Raw genomic sequence first — 14,959 nt, 5'->3', positions numbered from 1 at the left:
TGGAGATCCAATGTGGGAGCGAGCTTGCTCGCGATGAGGGCTTTGAGTCCACCGAAGAAACACCTGAAGAAATCCATAAGAACAGCCTGAGGAGATCATCATGAACGCGGCCGTAGACGTTCTGCAGTCCAGCCATCAGTACATCAACCGCGACCGCCTGTGGCAATCGCTCATGGAGCTGGCCAAACTCGGTGCCACGGTCAAGGGCGGCGTGTGTCGCCTGGCCCTGACCGATCTCGACCGCCAGGCCCGGGACATCTTCGTCAAATGGTGTCAGGAGGCTGGCTGCACCGTCAGCATCGACGCCGTCGGCAATATCTTCGCCCGCCGCCCCGGGCGCAATCCCGACCTGCCACCGGTGATGACCGGCAGCCACATCGACACCCAGCCCACGGGCGGCAAGTTCGATGGCTGCTTCGGTGTGTTGGCCGGCGTCGAAGTGCTGCGCACCCTCAATGACCTGAACATCGAAACAGAAGCACCGCTGGAAGTGGTGGTCTGGACCAACGAAGAAGGCTCGCGCTTCGCCCCTTGCATGATGGGCTCCGGCGTGTTCGCCGAAAAATTCACCCTCGAAGAAACCCTGGCCAAGGTCGATGCCGATGGCGTGACTGTGGGTGAAGCACTGAATGCCATTGGCTACGCCGGCCCGCGCAAAGTCAGCGGCCACAAAGTCGGTGCCTACTTTGAAGCACACATCGAGCAAGGTCCGATCCTGGAAGACGAACGCAAGACCATCGGCGTGGTCATGGGCGCCCTCGGGCAGAAATGGTTCGACCTGAAACTGCGCGGCGTCGAAGCCCATGCCGGCCCGACCCCGATGCACCTGCGCAAGGACGCCCTGGTCGGCGCCGCGGTGATCGTCGGTGCGCTCAACCGCGCCGCCCTCAGCCATCAACCCCATGCCTGTGGCACCGTCGGTTGCCTGCAAGCCTATCCCGGCTCGCGCAACGTCATCCCCGGCGAAGTGCGCATGACCCTGGACTTCCGGCATCTGGAACCGGCGCGCCTGGACTCGATGATCGCCGAAGTGCGCGAAGTCATCGAAACCACCTGCGACGAACACGGCCTGACCTTCGAGCTCACGCCGACGGCCGACTTCCCGCCACTGTACTTCGACAAGGGCTGCGTCGAAGCCGTGCGCGGCGCTGCCCAAGGCCTGGGCCTGTCGCACATGGACATCGTCAGCGGAGCAGGGCACGACGCGATCTTCCTCGCCGAGCTCGGCCCGGCCGGGATGATCTTCGTGCCGTGCGAAGGCGGTATCAGCCACAACGAAATCGAAAACGCCGCGCCGGATGACCTGGCCGCCGGCTGTGCGGTGCTGTTGCGGGCGATGCTGGCTGCTTCGGCGGCGGTGGCGAAGGGCGAGTTGGCTGATTGAAACGAGTGACGTGCGCTGAATGATTCAGCGCACGTCACAAAGCGCAATCCTCAATCGTCATCCTGCTGAACCCCTCAATCAGTGGAGCAACACGATGTCGTCCAACACCCAAGCGGTCAATCTGCTGCAATCGATTCCACAGGTTTTCGAAAGCCTGACCCAGGTCCATGTCGTTCTCGATCAACAAGATCTCAATCCAGCCCTCAAGCATTTGATCCACCTGCGCGCCTCGCAAATCAACCAATGCGGTTTCTGCGTGAAGATGCACACCCGCGAAGCCCGTGAGGCCAACGAAACCAACGAGCGTCTGGATCGCCTGATCGTCTGGCGTCACGTCAGTGATTTCAGCCCTTCTGAGCGCGCCGCGCTGGCGTGGACCGAAGCCTTGACGGTGCTGGATGCCAAAACCGATTACGCCAGCCTGCGCGGTGAGCTGAGGGCGCATTTCAGCGATGGGCAGATCGGCGCCTTGACGGCCGAGATCGGCATGATCAACCTGTGGAACCGCTTGCAGGTGTCGAGGCACTGATTGATGAACTCCGCTGAAAACGCCGCCACTGTGTTCGAGCAGCGTCGGCCCTTTTTGCTCGGTCTGGCCTATCGCATCCTCGGCTCGCGCGCCGAAGCCGAGGATGCGGTGCAGGAGTTGTTCATCAAGTGGCTGGAGGCCGATCGCGCCTCCATCACCACGCCGGCCGCCTGGCTCACCACCGCTTGCACCCGCCATTGCATCGACCTGCTACGGTCGGCGCACAAGTCCCGGGTGGATTACATCGGTACCTGGCTGCCGGAGCCGATCCACACGGCCCATCAGGATTCACCCGAGCACATGCATGAACTGGCTTCGTCGCTGTCCACCGCGTTCGTGTTGTTGCTGGAGCGGCTGACACCCAAGGAACGCGCGGCGTACCTGCTGTACGAAATCTTCGACATGGATTACCCGCAGGTCGCCGATGCGGTCGGGGTGCAGGAAGCCGCTTGCCGTAAACTGGTGTCTCGGGCCAAGGCGAGTCTGGGCAGTGCGCAAACCCGCTATCAACCGGAACCTGTGCGCCAAAACCAGTTGCTGAGCGCCTTCCACAATGCCATCGCCAGTGGCTCCACGGCGAACTTGAGCGCGATGCTCTGCGAAGACGTCGAACTCTGCGCCGACAGCGGCGGCAAGGCTTCGGCGATCCGTGAAACGCTGGTTGGCATCGCAAGCGTGCTGGATTTCATTGGCCAGTCGTTGCACGCCTATTGGCAAACGTGTGAATGGCTGCCCATTGAGATCAATGGTGCTCAAGGTGTCATCATCAAGGCCGATGGTGTTATCAACGCGTCGGTGACGTTTGGTTTCGACGAGACGGGGCGGGTGAATCGGGTTTTCATCATGCGTAATCCGGACAAGCTGGCGGGTCTGGAGGCGTCGTTGAACGTGCACTAGTCAAACGACCACCGGCCGTGAGCGTTCCGAAAATGATGGCGATTGCTGTGGGAGCGGGCTTGCTCGCGAAAGCGGTGTGTCAGGTGAGATAAATGTCGACGGGTCCACCGCTTTCGCGAGCAAGCCCGCTCCCACAATGTTCGTTGCACTATCCAAAAAACCGGAGGTCGTACCCTACAGGGTCACCCTACTTGTGGAGACGCAATGAGCCAGGACGTCCAGGCCACGGAAACCAATCGCCGCCAGCTGAGGCAGATCATCGCCGGTCTGTCCGACGGAGTGATTCTGCTGGATCCCGACCAGAACATACTGTGGGCCAATGACGCCGCGCTGGCCATGCACGGCGCAGCGCAAATCAGCGATCTGGGCAGCAATGCCAAGGCCTATGCCAAACGCTTTGCCCTGCGTTATCTCAATAGTGGCGTCGTGCCTGCCGACAGCTATCCGATCAACCGGGTGGCCCGTGGCGAGACGTTCAGCGATGTGCTGGTGGAGGTGACGTCGGCGGCGGACGAAGCGCGTACCTGGGTCCATCGCGTGCGCAGCCTGGTATTGGCTGACAGCCGTGGCGAACCGGAATCGCTGGTGTTGATCATGGACGATGTCACCGATCGGGCCAGCGCCGAGCAACGCTTCGCCACAGCGTTTCGTCTGTCCCCGGTGCCGATTCTGCTGTGTGGCGCGGCTGATCAACGGGTGCTGGATGTCAACGAAGCGTTCCTCGATACCCTGGGTTTTCCCAGTGAGGAAGTGCTTGGGATCAGCGTTGCGCAGATCGATTTCATCGATGATAAAAACGCGCGCATCTGGCTGTTCTCCGCGCTGGAGAAAACCGGCAGCCTGAACCGCATTGATGTGCGCGTACGCCGCAAAGACGCCAGGCTGATCGATTGCACCGTGTTGGCGGACACTGTGAACATTCAGGGCAACCCGTGCTACCTGCTGGTGCTGATGGACATCACCGAGCGCAAGCGCACCGAGCTGGAACTGGTGTCGGCCATCGAGGAAGCAATGAAGGACGCCAAATGGTTCAGCCGCACGCTGATCGAAAAACTGGCCAACGTGAAGAACGTCAATTCACCGAAGTTGCCCCGTGTGTCCTTCACCGACCTGACCGCCCGTGAGCGCGATGTGCTGGGCCTGATATGCGAAGGCCTGGCCGACAAGGAAATCGCCGCGCGCCTGAAACTCGCGCCTAACACCGCGCGCAACCATGTGGCGGCGGTGTATTCCAAGCTCGGTGTACACAGCCGCAGCGAGGCGATTGTCTGGGCGCGGGAGCGGGGACTGTTCTTGAGTGAGTGGCGGTCAAAGGGGCAGCAATAGGGTGCAAATGCACTAAATCGCAGGGTGCACATTCATGTGTCTCCCCGGTGGATCGGCTCCTGGGCTGAGGAAGTACGGCAGGTGACTTCAAGTCACCTTCGCACCCTTTCGCAATTGGTCGGCGCCCTGATCCGGTGATGTAAGAACTGCCAGCTTTTACTGGCGTTGACCACCGGCTGGGGCATGAGTGATTCGCAATTTTTTATTTTTGTGACAGGTGTGTGGACTTTACGCGCGGGTTTTGTTGTCACAAAAATGTGTCGATCACTTATCGCGGGTCAACCTATGAACACTCTTGGGAAACGCGTTTTTGCACCGCTCGCATTCTGCGCAGCGATTCTCGGCGGCTGCTCCAGTCCGCCCCCACCTCCAACAGTCACTCCACCCCCTCCTGAACGCACCTGCCAGGCCATGGATAAAACCGATGTCCTGGGCGATGTACGGGGCGAAGACGGGCAGGTGACCCGACTCACCACCACGACTCGGTGTATTACCCAGTAAGCCAGTGTGACGGCCGCGTTGTTGAACGGCGCGGCCATGCTGAATGGTAAATCGGCTAAAAGTTGGTATCAGGTGGTCGGTTTTTATTGCTGGCTGATCGTGTTTACTGTCTTTTCTGACACTGTCTGCTACCTGGTATTTCCAGTTTAGTGAAGAGTATATATTTTTTCACTGATAAACCTGTCATTTATGATAGTTTTCGGCGCATCGATTTTTCCTGATAGTTCATGGACTGTTTTTTATGTCCATCGCTGAAAAGGAAACGTCGTCATGAGCACCGAATTAAAAGATGCAACCGCTGCACCAAGTCCTTGGGAACAAGCCACGTTGTTTATCAACGGCAAGAAAGTGGAATGGAGGGCGGAACTCGTTTTGCTCCGCGGGCAGGAGAACGAAGTGACGGTGGAGGCTCCACCCGTGATCGCCAGGGCGCTCAACCTGGGGCTGGCTGACAATGGCGGTTTGGAAACTGTTGCATCGCCGGAATTTGGCGCGTGGGTGGCTCCCGTTAATGGCAAGTTCACTTGGAAGATTACGCCGGACACTGGCAAGAGCGGTCGTATCACCCTGGTGTTTTTCAGCAGGGAAGTGCTGGTGCCGTGGGAGCACCGAAGCCTGGTGATTTCGAGCAACCTGGCGGATGAGGCAGACGTGAAGATTGACGGTGCCGCCGTGCCTGCCGGGGGTAATTGGTTTTACCGGGACAAGGCGCAAACGGTGACGTTGATCCCTAAACCCAACAGCCCGCTGGCCGGCCTTCCAGTCACCCTGACCTGTGTAATCAAAAGTGGCCTCGGTATCTCCGTGGTGAGTGCACCGGCCTTTGGCAGTGAGCGAACCACCTACAGCTGGGTAGTAACCGGGAAAACCAGAAGTGGCACCTTCCAGTTGGCGTTGGCGGGCAAGGGCATGAGCACACCGATTACCTTGGCTGTCAGCAAGTTGCTGTCGAACAATCTGGCGGATGAGGCAGACGTGAAGATTGACTACGGCACCGTGCCTGCGGGGGGTAATTGGTTTTACCGGGACAAGGCGCAAACGGTTTCGTTGATCCCCCGTTCAGATAGCCCGCTGTGGGGCCTTCCGGTGACGTTGACCTGTACTGTCAAAAGTGGCCTTGGTGCAGCCGACGTGGTGAGTGAACCGGCCTTTGGCAGTGAGCGAACCTCCACGTATACCTGGGCAGTAACCGGGAAAACCAGAAGTGGTACCTTCCAGTTGGCGTTGGCGGGCAAGGGCATGACCACACCGATTACCTTGGCCGTCAGCAAGTTGCTGTCGAACAATCTGGCGGATGAGGCAGATGTGAAGATTGACGGCGTCGCCGTGCCTGCCGGGGGTAATTGGTTTTACCGAGACAAGGCGCAAACGGTGACGTTGAATCCCAAGTCAGGCAGTCCGCTGGCCGGCCTTCCGGTCAAGCTGACCTGTGCGATTAAAAGCGGCCTCGATGTTGCCAACGTGGTGAGCGCACCGGCCTTCGGCAGTGAGCCAACTACCCATAGCTGGGCAGTGACCGGGAACACCAAAAGCGGCACCTTCCAATTGGCCTTGTCGGGCAAGGGCATGACCACACCGATTACCTTGGCTGTCAGCAAGTTGCTGTCGAACAATCTGGCAGATGAGGTTGAGGTGAAGATTGGTGGGAAAAGTGTCCCTTCCCGTGGAAATGTATTCATAAGGGGGCAGGCTCAGGAAGTTACGCTGCTCCCTAAGCCGGGCAGTCCAATCGCCGGACGCAATATTACGTTGACTTGTAAGCTCTTACAGGGGCTATCCGAAGGCGATATACAAAGTGCACCGCCATTTGGGGGGGTAGGAGGACCCAATTGGCGTTGGCAGTTGACTGGATATAACAGTAGCGGCACCTTCGAGATTTCTGTGGTAGGGGAGGGAATGTCTATTCCAGTAAAAATTGCGGTCAGCAAGTTGCTGTCGAACAATCTGGCGGATGAGGCTGTCGTTAAAATTGATGGCATTGACGTATCCAGTAATGAAGTTCCCTATCTGAAAAATTCAAAGCGCGTAATTACGTTAATTCCTAAGCCGGGAAGCCCTTTGGATGGTACTTTAGTGAGTTTGCGCTGGATTAGAGGGGACGGTATTGTGGCGCAGGACTTAAGCGTGACACCGAATCTGAATATAGATACAGCGACTTATTATTGGGATGTGAGTAGTCCCTCTGCAAAACACGGGACATTTGAGCTCGGACTTGCTATGGCAGGGCTTGATACGATGCTGGCTTTGCCAGTTAGCAGGAAAATTATTGCGAAATACTTTTTAGATGATAAAGAAATATCCGGGGTTCAAACTATTTCAAGGGTAAATCCCTATTACCTTCGCGTGGAGGTTTCATCTGGAGTCTCCCGCATATATGTCGATGGTACGCAGGGAGAGTATTTATTTTCTCCACATTTAAACAAATGGTTTGATGCCTCTGGCGGCATGGTGAGTTGGCTCTTGGCGGCGGGAGTTAACCATAAACCAGAACAGACGGTTTTCTTTGATTATTCATCAGAATATTCGGCAAGGGAGAAGGTTGAGTTTATTAGCCGGCCAGCTTGATTTGATTGCCGAGCGACCGGTGGTAACAGTGTGAACAAAAGGCAGCCAATCGCCCTGATCGGCTGCCTTTCTTTTATTCGCAAACAGAATCAGGACAGGAAACCACCATCCACATTCAACGAAACCCCAGTGGTATAGCTCGAAGCATCGCTGGCGAGGTAAAGCACCGCCCCCGCCATCTCACTCGGATCCGCCACCCGCTTCAACGGAATTTGTTGCAAAGCGGTGTTCAGAATGGCTTCGTTTTTCACCAGTGCCGAGGCGAATTTAGTGTCGGTCAAACCCGGCAACAGGGCATTGCAACGAATCCCGAACTGCGCGCATTCCTTGGCGAATACCTTGGTCATGTTGATCACCGCCGCCTTGGTCACCGAGTAGATGCCCTGGAAGATCCCCGGCGAAACGCCGTTGATCGAGGCCACGTTGATGATGCTGCCGCCACCGTTTTCGCGCATCAGCTTGCCGGCTTCCACGGACATGAAGAAGTAGCCGCGAATGTTGACGTCGACGGTTTTCTGAAAAGCACTGAGGTCGGTGTCCAGCACGTTGCAGAACTGCGGGTTGGTCGCGGCGTTGTTGACCAGGATGTCGAGACGGCCGAACTGTTCCTTGATGCTGGCGAAGACCTGGCTGATCTGTTCCATTTCGCCGATGTGGCAGGCGATGGCGGTGGCCTTGCCGCCGGCAGCGATAATAGCGTCGGCCACGTGCTGGCAGCCTTCAAGCTTGCGGCTCGACACGATCACGTGGGCGCCTTGTTGAGCCAGCAATTTGGCGATGGCTTCACCAATGCCACGGCTGGCGCCGGAGACGAAAGCGATCTTGCCGTCGAGGTCGAACAACTGAGTCTTGGACATGGGATTCCTTTATAAAAAGTCTTGTTATCGAGTCAAATGCCGGGGGTGTCGCTGATGCAGTTTGGTAGGGGCGGCTTGCTGCGTTTGGTCAGTGAACGGGCGTTATCGTTAAAGACCTTCGCGAGCAGGCTCGCTCCTACAGGGGGTTGTGTGTCATCGAACAGAATCAGGGTCACAGGCTGGATTTCTGGATGACCTGCAGGCTCATCTGCTCCAGCAGCTTGTTCATGTGAATGAACTGCGCGAAGCGTTTGTCCTGGGTCTGGCCGTGGTAGAAGCGGTAGTAGATCTGCTGCACGATGCCGGCCAGGCGGAACAGGCCGTAGGTGTAGTAGAAGTCGAAATTGTCGATGCGGATGCCCGAGCGTTCGGCGTAGTAATCGACGAACTCGCGGCGGGTCAGCATGCCCGGCGCGTGGCTTGGCTGGCGGCGCATCATCTGCACCGGCGCCGGATCATCGGCTTCAATCCAGTAGGCGAGGGTGTTGCCCAGGTCCATCAGCGGGTCGCCGAGGGTGGTCAGCTCCCAATCGAGCACGCCGATGATCTGCATCGGGTTGTTCGGGTCGAGGATCACGTTGTCGAAGCGGTAGTCGTTGTGCACGATGCTGGAGGTCGGATGGTCGGCCGGCATCTTGTCGTTGAGCCAGGCCTTGACCGTTTCCCATTGTGGCGCATCGGGGGTCAGGGCTTTTTCGTAACGATCGCTCCAGCCTTTGATTTGCCGCGCCACGTAACCTTCGGGTTTGCCGAGGTCACCCAGGCCGTAAGCGTTGTAATCGACCTGGTGCAGTTCGACGAACTTGTCGATGAAGCTCTTGCACAGGGCTTCGGTTTTCGCCGAGTCCAGGCCCAGCTCCGGCGGCAGGTCCGAGCGCAGAATGATGCCATTGACCCGTTCCATGACATAGAACTCGGCACCGATTACCGATTCGTCGGTGCAGTGCACGTAGGCTTTCGGGCAGTACGGAAAACCGTCGCGCAGTTGATTGAGGATGCGGAATTCACGGCCCATGTCGTGGGCCGACTTGGCCTTGTGGCCGAAGGGCGGGCGACGCAGGACGAATTCCTGTTCGGGATATTCCAGCAAGTAGGTGAGGTTTGAAGCGCCGCCCGGAAACTGGCTGATCCGTGGCAAACCGCTGAGCCCCGGAATATGGGCCTTGAGGTACGGATCGATCAGGCTGGCATCGAGCTCTTCGCCGGTGCGGATACGGGTGGACTGGTCAGTAAGCGCCATGCTTATCCCTTCTGCTTATTCTGGAGGCCTGAAACTATTGGCTAATCTAATGCGCACACCCCGCACCCACAACCGCGATCGGCTCTTATAGGTGAGCGTGTTGCCGGCCAATCATTGTTTTTGATACAGCTGTTTGAATTGCCATCAATGAGCGACCCGGCTCATGGCCGGCGGCAAGTCGATCGGCGTGAGCACCGGTTGGCCGGAGAAAAACGCCACGAGGTTCTTGCCCACCAGTTCGACGGTGCCCTGGGTGGCTTCCGGGGACAGCCCGGCGACATGGGGCGTGAGGATCACGTTGTTCAGGGTCTTGAGCACATCCGGTACCTTTGGTTCGGCGTCGAATACATCCAGCGCGGCACCGGCGATCCGGCGTTGCTCCAGGGCGGCGATCAGGTCGGCGGTGACAATCACGCTGGCCCGGGCGATGTTGACGATAAACCCATCGGGGCCCAGCGCGTCGAGCACGAGGCGATTGATCAGGTGCCTGGTGCCCAGGCCGCCAGGCGTGGCGACGATCAGAAAGTCCGACGCGCGCGCCAATTCGGTTGGCGTCGAGCAGAACGTGTAGGGCACATCGCTGCGATGCTGGCGATTGTGGTAGCACACGCTCATGTCGAAGCCGTTGGCGGCGCGTTTGGCGATGGCCATGCCGACCGCGCCGAGACCGAGGATGCCCAGGCGTTTGCCGGCGAGGGAAGGGCGCATGATTTTCGGCCATTCGCCGCGCCGTACGGCGGCATCACAGCGAGGCACGTCGCGCACCAGCGACAGCAGCAGCGCCATGGCATGGTCGGCGACGGACGAGGCGTTGACCCCGGCGCCATTGGTGACGGTGATGCCCCGGTCGGCGGCGGCCTGCAGGTCGACGTGTTCATAGCCGGCGCCGATCACACAGATGATCTTGAGGTTGGGCAGCGCGGCGATTTCATCGGCATACAGCCCCAATGGGCCACGGGTGAGGACGGCGTCGATCTGCCCGGCGTGCCGGGCGATGGCTTCGGCGCGCTCGGCGGGTGTCGGGGCGAGAATCAGGTGGAAACCCTGATGTTCGAGGATGGGCAGGTAATCATTGATGGTTTCAACCAGTACCAGAACGGTTACAGGCATGCTTGGCTTCCTGTGGGCATCGAAAAATCGGCTCGAATGTCTCTTGAGATTGCTGATTTCAGGATAGCTTGGCAACCACCAGCGATCGCAGCCTGCGATCCTTTATTGCGCGGCTTGAGGTCGCTTTACTTCGGCGGGATGAGAGCGGCCCGGACGGCTTCGAGAAACTCATCCGACAACGGATCGCCGCGGGTCGCCCGGGACAACATCAGCGCACCGAACATCATCGAGTACTGTACCAGCGCCTGCTGCCGTTTGTCGGCTTCGTCCTCGGTGTCGAGCAGCGAACCCAGCGAGCCGAGCAAGTTGTTCAGGCCTTGCATATAGGTTTGACGCAAACCGCTCTCGGCAGCCTCGTGGCACATGTCCCCGGCAAAGGCCACCACCGGGCAACTGTCGCCCGGATTGTCCCGGCTTTCGCTGGACAGGTACGTTTCGACCATGGCGCGGCGGGCGGCGTCCTTGCTGTCATTGTCAGCCACCCTTGCTTGCCAGCGTTGCGCGGCCTGCTCGAAAGCCCGGCCGCTGGCCTCTTGCGCCAGGGCTTCCCTGGATTCGAAGTGCCCGTAGAAGCCGCCGTGGGTCAGGCCCGCAGCGGCCATCACATCGACAACACTGATCCCGTGCAGGCCGCGTTCGCGAAACAGCCGCGTGGCGGCATCGACGATGGTCTCGCGGTTGAGGTCGGCTTGTTTGCGGGAAACTCGGGGCATGGGTCACTCTCGGGGCTGCAGGTTGAACATCAGAGGGCGTATTGGGCAATCCCGTTGCCGAACGACCAGTTCTCTTTTTTCACTTCCACCAGATTAATGAAAACGTCCTCCAGACGCACCGCGAGTTCTGCATGAAGGCTTTCGGTGATGGTTTTGTAGAGGAGTTTTTTCTGCTCGACGGTTCGTCCTTCGCTCATGGTGATCTGGATCACCACCAGTTGGTCCGTGCGGTTGATGCCCAGATAACCGGGGTCAAAGATGAAATGCTGCTCATCGTGCTCGGCGAGTATCTGAAAATTATCGTTCTGCGGCACACCGATGGTGCTGTGCATGGCGGCATAGATCAGTTGGCCGATGCGTTTGGCGCGGGTGGGGTCCTGATGTTTTTTGATGTCGACGCGAACCAATGGCATGGGAAGACTCCAGAAGGAATGCAGGTCGGTTAAAAATACATGATGGTAGACCTTTATCAAGTATCGCACGTGCTTTGGCGATGAAGCGCAGGCAGCCCCACCTCTGAGCGCGTCGTAGAACCCTGTAGGAGTGAGCCTGCTAGCGATAGCGGTGTGTCAGCCAACGTAAATGTTGGATGTGCCAAGGTAATCGCGAGCAGGCTCGCTCCTACAAGGGGTTTTTCGTCAATCTGGTACCACCGTTCCTCACCTAAGTCTTTGCTTCTGCTCACTAATCCTCCAGAATCGCGCCCCTGTTTCGGCCGGGCGCTGCCTGTCGGGTATTCCGACGCGTCCTGGCCGGGTGGCAAGTGACCGGAATGTGGAGATCCCACCGGATGAATGATCAGGCCAATAGCGTCAACAAACGCTATGTAGCAGCGACAACAGCGACACTTTCGAGCTGGAATCGCCAAGACACCACCTGGATGCTGGGCCTGTTTGGCACGGCGATTGGTGCAGGAACCCTGTTTTTGCCGATCAATGCCGGCCTGGGCGGTTTCTGGCCGCTGCTGATCCTGGCGTTGCTGGCGTTTCCGATGACGTTCTACGCACACCGCGGGCTGACCCGTTTCGTGTTGTCCGGTCGCGAAGGCGCCGACATCACCGAAGTGGTGGAAGAGCATTTCGGGATCAAGGCCGGTGCGCTGATCACCTTGCTGTACTTCTTCGCCATTTTCCCGATCCTGCTGATCTATAGCGTGGCCCTGACCAACACCGTGGGTAGTTTCCTCGAGCATCAACTGCACATCATGCCGCCGCCGCGCGCCGTGCTGTCGCTGGTGCTGATCCTCGGCCTGCTGGCGGTGGTGCGTTGCGGCGAGCAATTGATCGTCAAGGCCATGAGCCTGATGGTTTACCCGTTCATCGTCGCGTTGCTGTTTCTGGCGGTGTACCTGGTTCCGCACTGGAACGGCGGCATCCTGACCACCGCCAGCAGCGTGCCGGCACCGTCGGCGCTGTTGCACACCCTGTGGCTGGCGATTCCGGTGATGGTGTTCTCGTTCAACCACTCGCCAATCATTTCGGCGTTCGCCGTGGACCAGAAGCGTCGCTACGGGGAGCACGCCGAGGCGCGCAGCTCGCAGATCCTGTCCCGCGCCCACTTGTTGATGGTGGTGATGGTGCTGTTCTTCGTCTTCAGTTGCGTGCTGACCCTGTCGCCAGCGCAACTGGCTGAAGCCAAGGCGCAGAACCTGTCGATCCTGTCGTACCTGGCCAACCATTTCAGCAATCCGACCATCGCCTTCGCGGCGCCGTTGATTGCCTTCGTGGCCATTTCCAAGTCGTTCCTGGGGCACTACATCGGCGCCAGCGAAGGCCTCAAGGGCCTGATCGTCAAGAGCGGCAAGCGTCCGTCCGCCAAGACCCTGGATCGCATGACCGCCGCGTTCATGCTGGTGGTGTGCTGGATCGTCGCCACGCTGAACCCGAGCATCCTCGGCATGATTGAAACCCTGGGTGGCCCGGTGATCGCGGCGATCCTGTTCCTGATGCCGATGTACGCCATCCGCAAGGTACCGGCGATGGCACGCTATCGCGGTCAGGCGTCCAACGTCTTCGTGACGGCGGTGGGTCTGGTGGCGATTACCGCGTTGATCTATTCCTTGAGCGCGTGATCGACCGGCCTGCTCGCGCAGTGCCGGATTGACAGCTACAGTGGCCGCTGCACGTGATACGTGCAGCGGTTTTTTTTCGCCTGGAGACACCGGATTGTCGAGCGCCTCACCGCCAAACCCCGTTGAACAACCCAATCGCTGGCAGGATCTGCTGGCAGGTTTGTCGATTGCCGGCCTGCTGCTGCCCGAAGCGGTTGCCTATTCAAGCATCGCCGCACTGGCACCCCAGGCCGGGGTGATCGCCTTGTTCGCCGGGTTGCTGTGTTATGGGTTGTTGGGCACCAGCCGCTTTGCGATTGTCTCGGCCACTTCATCCTCCGCCGCCGTGCTGGCCGCTGCGACCGCCACCCTGGCCAATGGCGATCCGCAACTGCGGTCGGCGCTGGCCATCGGCCTGGTGCTGGTGACCGGGGCGTTTTTCTTGCTGGCCGGGCTGTTCAAGCTCGGCAGCGTGACGTCGTTCATCGCCAAACCGGTGCTGCGCGGTTTTGCCTTTGGCCTGGCGCTGACCATCATTCTCAAACAGGTCGCCAGCGTGGTCGGCGTGCATTTGACCGATGCCAACCTGGTGCGCTTTCTGCCGCAATTGCTGGAGCAACTGCCGCAATGGAACTGGGTGGCGGCTGGCGTCGGCGCCGTGGCATTGGCCTTGTTATGGCTGTTCGCACGGTTTCGGCGCCTGCCAGGTGGTTTGTTGGTGGTGGTCATTGGCATTGCGGCGGGGCAGTGGCTGAACCTGCCGGCCTATGACGTGAAGCTGATCGGCGTGATCGACTTGAGTCTCGAAGTGCCGAAGTTGCCGGTACTGGCATTTGCCGACTGGCTGCGTCTGGGTGAATTGGCGTTCGCCATGGTGATGATTCTGTATGCGGAGTCTTATGGCTCGATCAGTTCTTATGCGCTCAAGCATGGTGACCGCGTCACCTCGAACCGCGATTTGCTGGCGCTGGGGGCTTCCAATCTGCTGTCCGGTCTATTCCACGGCATGCCGGCGGGAGCCGGGTATTCGGCAACGTCGGCGAACGAGGCGGCGGGTGCCACTTCACGCCTGGCCGGAATTGTGGCAGCGCTGGTGGTGCTGCTCATTGTTCTGACGGTGCTGCCGTATATCGCCCTGACCCCGGAGCCGATCCTCGCCGCCATCGTCATTCATGCCTTGGGGCGCGGCTTGAGCCTGCAACCGCTGGGACGGTATTTCATCTGGCGCCGTGACCGTCTGCTGGTGATCTGCGCCGTGGGCGCGGTGCTGGTGCTGGGGGTGCTGGACGGCTTGCTGGTGGCGGTGGCGATCAGTGTGTTGCTGATGCTCAAGCAGATGTCGGCGGCGGACATCCAGATTCTGGGGCGCATCGATGGCGGTCACGACTTTGTCGATCTGCAACGCCATTCTGCGGCGCAAACAGTGCCAGGTGTATTGATTGTGCGACCGGGTGAAGCGTTGTTCTTTGCCAACGTCGAGCGGATTCTCGGCGCTGCCTTGCGCTTGATCCGGCATTCGCAAACGCCGATTCATACGGTGATTCTCAGTCTGGAGGAGTCGCCGGATCTGGATGGCACCAGCATTGAGGCGTTGCAGGAGTTTTTTGTGCGGGTGCATCAGGAGGGCAAGCGGCTGATTCTGGCGCGTCTCAAGGACGACGCACAAACGGCGTTGGCGGCATTGCCGCAGGTGCAATCCAGCGGTGTGATTCTGAGTGGTTTGAGTGTGGATGGGGCGGTGCAGCAGGCGCTCAAGCCGTACGCATAACCTGTGGGAGCGAGCTTGC

Annotated in this window: 12 protein-coding genes; 7 read left to right on the top strand and 5 right to left on the bottom strand. The window is 59.1% G+C overall.

The annotated features are described in order from the left end of the window. Positions 1-100: 100 nt before the first annotated feature. The 5 genes from ACEN8Z_RS19160 to ACEN8Z_RS19140 all read left to right on the top strand — a co-directional run bounded on the left by ACEN8Z_RS19160 (position 101) and on the right by ACEN8Z_RS19140 (position 7,202). A complete protein-coding gene (locus tag ACEN8Z_RS19160) occupies positions 101-1,384 on the top strand; it encodes a Zn-dependent hydrolase (RefSeq protein ID WP_495595267.1) in 1,284 nt (427 codons plus the stop codon). A 94-nt stretch (positions 1,385-1,478) separates the two neighbouring features. Further along, positions 1,479-1,913: a carboxymuconolactone decarboxylase family protein gene (locus tag ACEN8Z_RS19155; protein WP_495595266.1), complete on the top strand. Its 435-nt coding sequence runs from the start codon at positions 1,479-1,481 to the stop codon at positions 1,911-1,913. Between the two features lie 3 nt (positions 1,914-1,916). Continuing rightward, complete coding sequence (locus ACEN8Z_RS19150; RefSeq protein WP_495595265.1) at positions 1,917-2,810, top strand: sigma-70 family RNA polymerase sigma factor; 894 nt, start codon at positions 1,917-1,919, stop codon at positions 2,808-2,810. A 204-nt stretch (positions 2,811-3,014) separates the two neighbouring features. Continuing rightward, the gene (locus ACEN8Z_RS19145; RefSeq protein WP_495595264.1) at positions 3,015-4,136 is read left to right on the top strand and encodes a helix-turn-helix transcriptional regulator; all 1,122 of its coding nucleotides are present in this window, start codon (positions 3,015-3,017) and stop codon (positions 4,134-4,136) included. A 771-nt stretch (positions 4,137-4,907) separates the two neighbouring features. Next, positions 4,908-7,202, top strand: a complete 2,295-nt coding sequence (locus tag ACEN8Z_RS19140; RefSeq protein ID WP_495595263.1) for a hypothetical protein — start codon at positions 4,908-4,910, stop codon at positions 7,200-7,202. A gap of 89 nt (positions 7,203-7,291) precedes the next feature. On the opposite strand, the gene ACEN8Z_RS19135 is transcribed toward ACEN8Z_RS19140, so the two are convergent. From ACEN8Z_RS19135 to ACEN8Z_RS19115, 5 genes are all read right to left on the bottom strand, one after another. Next, on the bottom strand, positions 7,292-8,059 hold the full coding sequence (locus ACEN8Z_RS19135) for an SDR family oxidoreductase (protein WP_008004617.1): 768 nt from the start codon (positions 8,057-8,059) through the stop codon (positions 7,292-7,294). 172 nt (positions 8,060-8,231) lie between these two features. Then, positions 8,232-9,299, bottom strand: coding sequence for a phosphotransferase family protein (locus ACEN8Z_RS19130; RefSeq protein ID WP_008004615.1), 1,068 nt, complete (start codon positions 9,297-9,299; stop codon positions 8,232-8,234). Between the two features lie 144 nt (positions 9,300-9,443). Continuing rightward, positions 9,444-10,409: a 2-hydroxyacid dehydrogenase gene (locus ACEN8Z_RS19125; protein ID WP_495595262.1), complete on the bottom strand. Its 966-nt coding sequence runs from the start codon at positions 10,407-10,409 to the stop codon at positions 9,444-9,446. A 125-nt stretch (positions 10,410-10,534) separates the two neighbouring features. Next, the gene (locus ACEN8Z_RS19120) at positions 10,535-11,122 is read right to left on the bottom strand and encodes a TetR/AcrR family transcriptional regulator (protein WP_495595261.1); all 588 of its coding nucleotides are present in this window, start codon (positions 11,120-11,122) and stop codon (positions 10,535-10,537) included. A gap of 29 nt (positions 11,123-11,151) precedes the next feature. Continuing rightward, complete coding sequence (locus tag ACEN8Z_RS19115; RefSeq protein WP_495595260.1) at positions 11,152-11,535, bottom strand: tautomerase family protein; 384 nt, start codon at positions 11,533-11,535, stop codon at positions 11,152-11,154. Between the two features lie 377 nt (positions 11,536-11,912). Between ACEN8Z_RS19115 and ACEN8Z_RS19110 the strand changes: the two genes are divergently transcribed. Together ACEN8Z_RS19110 and ACEN8Z_RS19105 are read left to right on the top strand one after the other, a co-directional pair. Then, a complete protein-coding gene (locus ACEN8Z_RS19110) occupies positions 11,913-13,193 on the top strand; it encodes a serine/threonine transporter (RefSeq protein ID WP_495595259.1) in 1,281 nt (426 codons plus the stop codon). 94 nt (positions 13,194-13,287) lie between these two features. Next, on the top strand, positions 13,288-14,940 hold the full coding sequence (locus ACEN8Z_RS19105; protein ID WP_495595258.1) for a SulP family inorganic anion transporter: 1,653 nt from the start codon (positions 13,288-13,290) through the stop codon (positions 14,938-14,940). Positions 14,941-14,959: the final 19 nt, after the last annotated feature.

The organism is Pseudomonas sp. Pseusp10 (assembly GCF_059492225.1).
This window is presented reverse-complemented; position numbering and strand designations above follow the sequence as displayed.

What these genes read in the sequence shown, in the direction of transcription:
- ACEN8Z_RS19120 (WP_495595261.1), bottom strand. Translation starts at nt 11,122, where the DNA reads ATGCCCCGAGTTTCCCGCAAACAAGCCGACCTCAACCGCGAGACCATC.
- ACEN8Z_RS19155 (WP_495595266.1), top strand. Translation starts at nt 1,479, where the DNA reads ATGTCGTCCAACACCCAAGCGGTCAATCTGCTGCAATCGATTCCACAG.
- ACEN8Z_RS19145 (WP_495595264.1), top strand. Translation starts at nt 3,015, where the DNA reads ATGAGCCAGGACGTCCAGGCCACGGAAACCAATCGCCGCCAGCTGAGG.
- ACEN8Z_RS19135 (WP_008004617.1), bottom strand. Translation starts at nt 8,059, where the DNA reads ATGTCCAAGACTCAGTTGTTCGACCTCGACGGCAAGATCGCTTTCGTC.
- ACEN8Z_RS19115 (WP_495595260.1), bottom strand. Translation starts at nt 11,535, where the DNA reads ATGCCATTGGTTCGCGTCGACATCAAAAAACATCAGGACCCCACCCGC.
- ACEN8Z_RS19110 (WP_495595259.1), top strand. Translation starts at nt 11,913, where the DNA reads ATGAATGATCAGGCCAATAGCGTCAACAAACGCTATGTAGCAGCGACA.
- ACEN8Z_RS19140 (WP_495595263.1), top strand. Translation starts at nt 4,908, where the DNA reads ATGAGCACCGAATTAAAAGATGCAACCGCTGCACCAAGTCCTTGGGAA.
- ACEN8Z_RS19125 (WP_495595262.1), bottom strand. Translation starts at nt 10,409, where the DNA reads ATGCCTGTAACCGTTCTGGTACTGGTTGAAACCATCAATGATTACCTG.
- ACEN8Z_RS19150 (WP_495595265.1), top strand. Translation starts at nt 1,917, where the DNA reads ATGAACTCCGCTGAAAACGCCGCCACTGTGTTCGAGCAGCGTCGGCCC.
- ACEN8Z_RS19130 (WP_008004615.1), bottom strand. Translation starts at nt 9,299, where the DNA reads ATGGCGCTTACTGACCAGTCCACCCGTATCCGCACCGGCGAAGAGCTC.
- ACEN8Z_RS19160 (WP_495595267.1), top strand. Translation starts at nt 101, where the DNA reads ATGAACGCGGCCGTAGACGTTCTGCAGTCCAGCCATCAGTACATCAAC.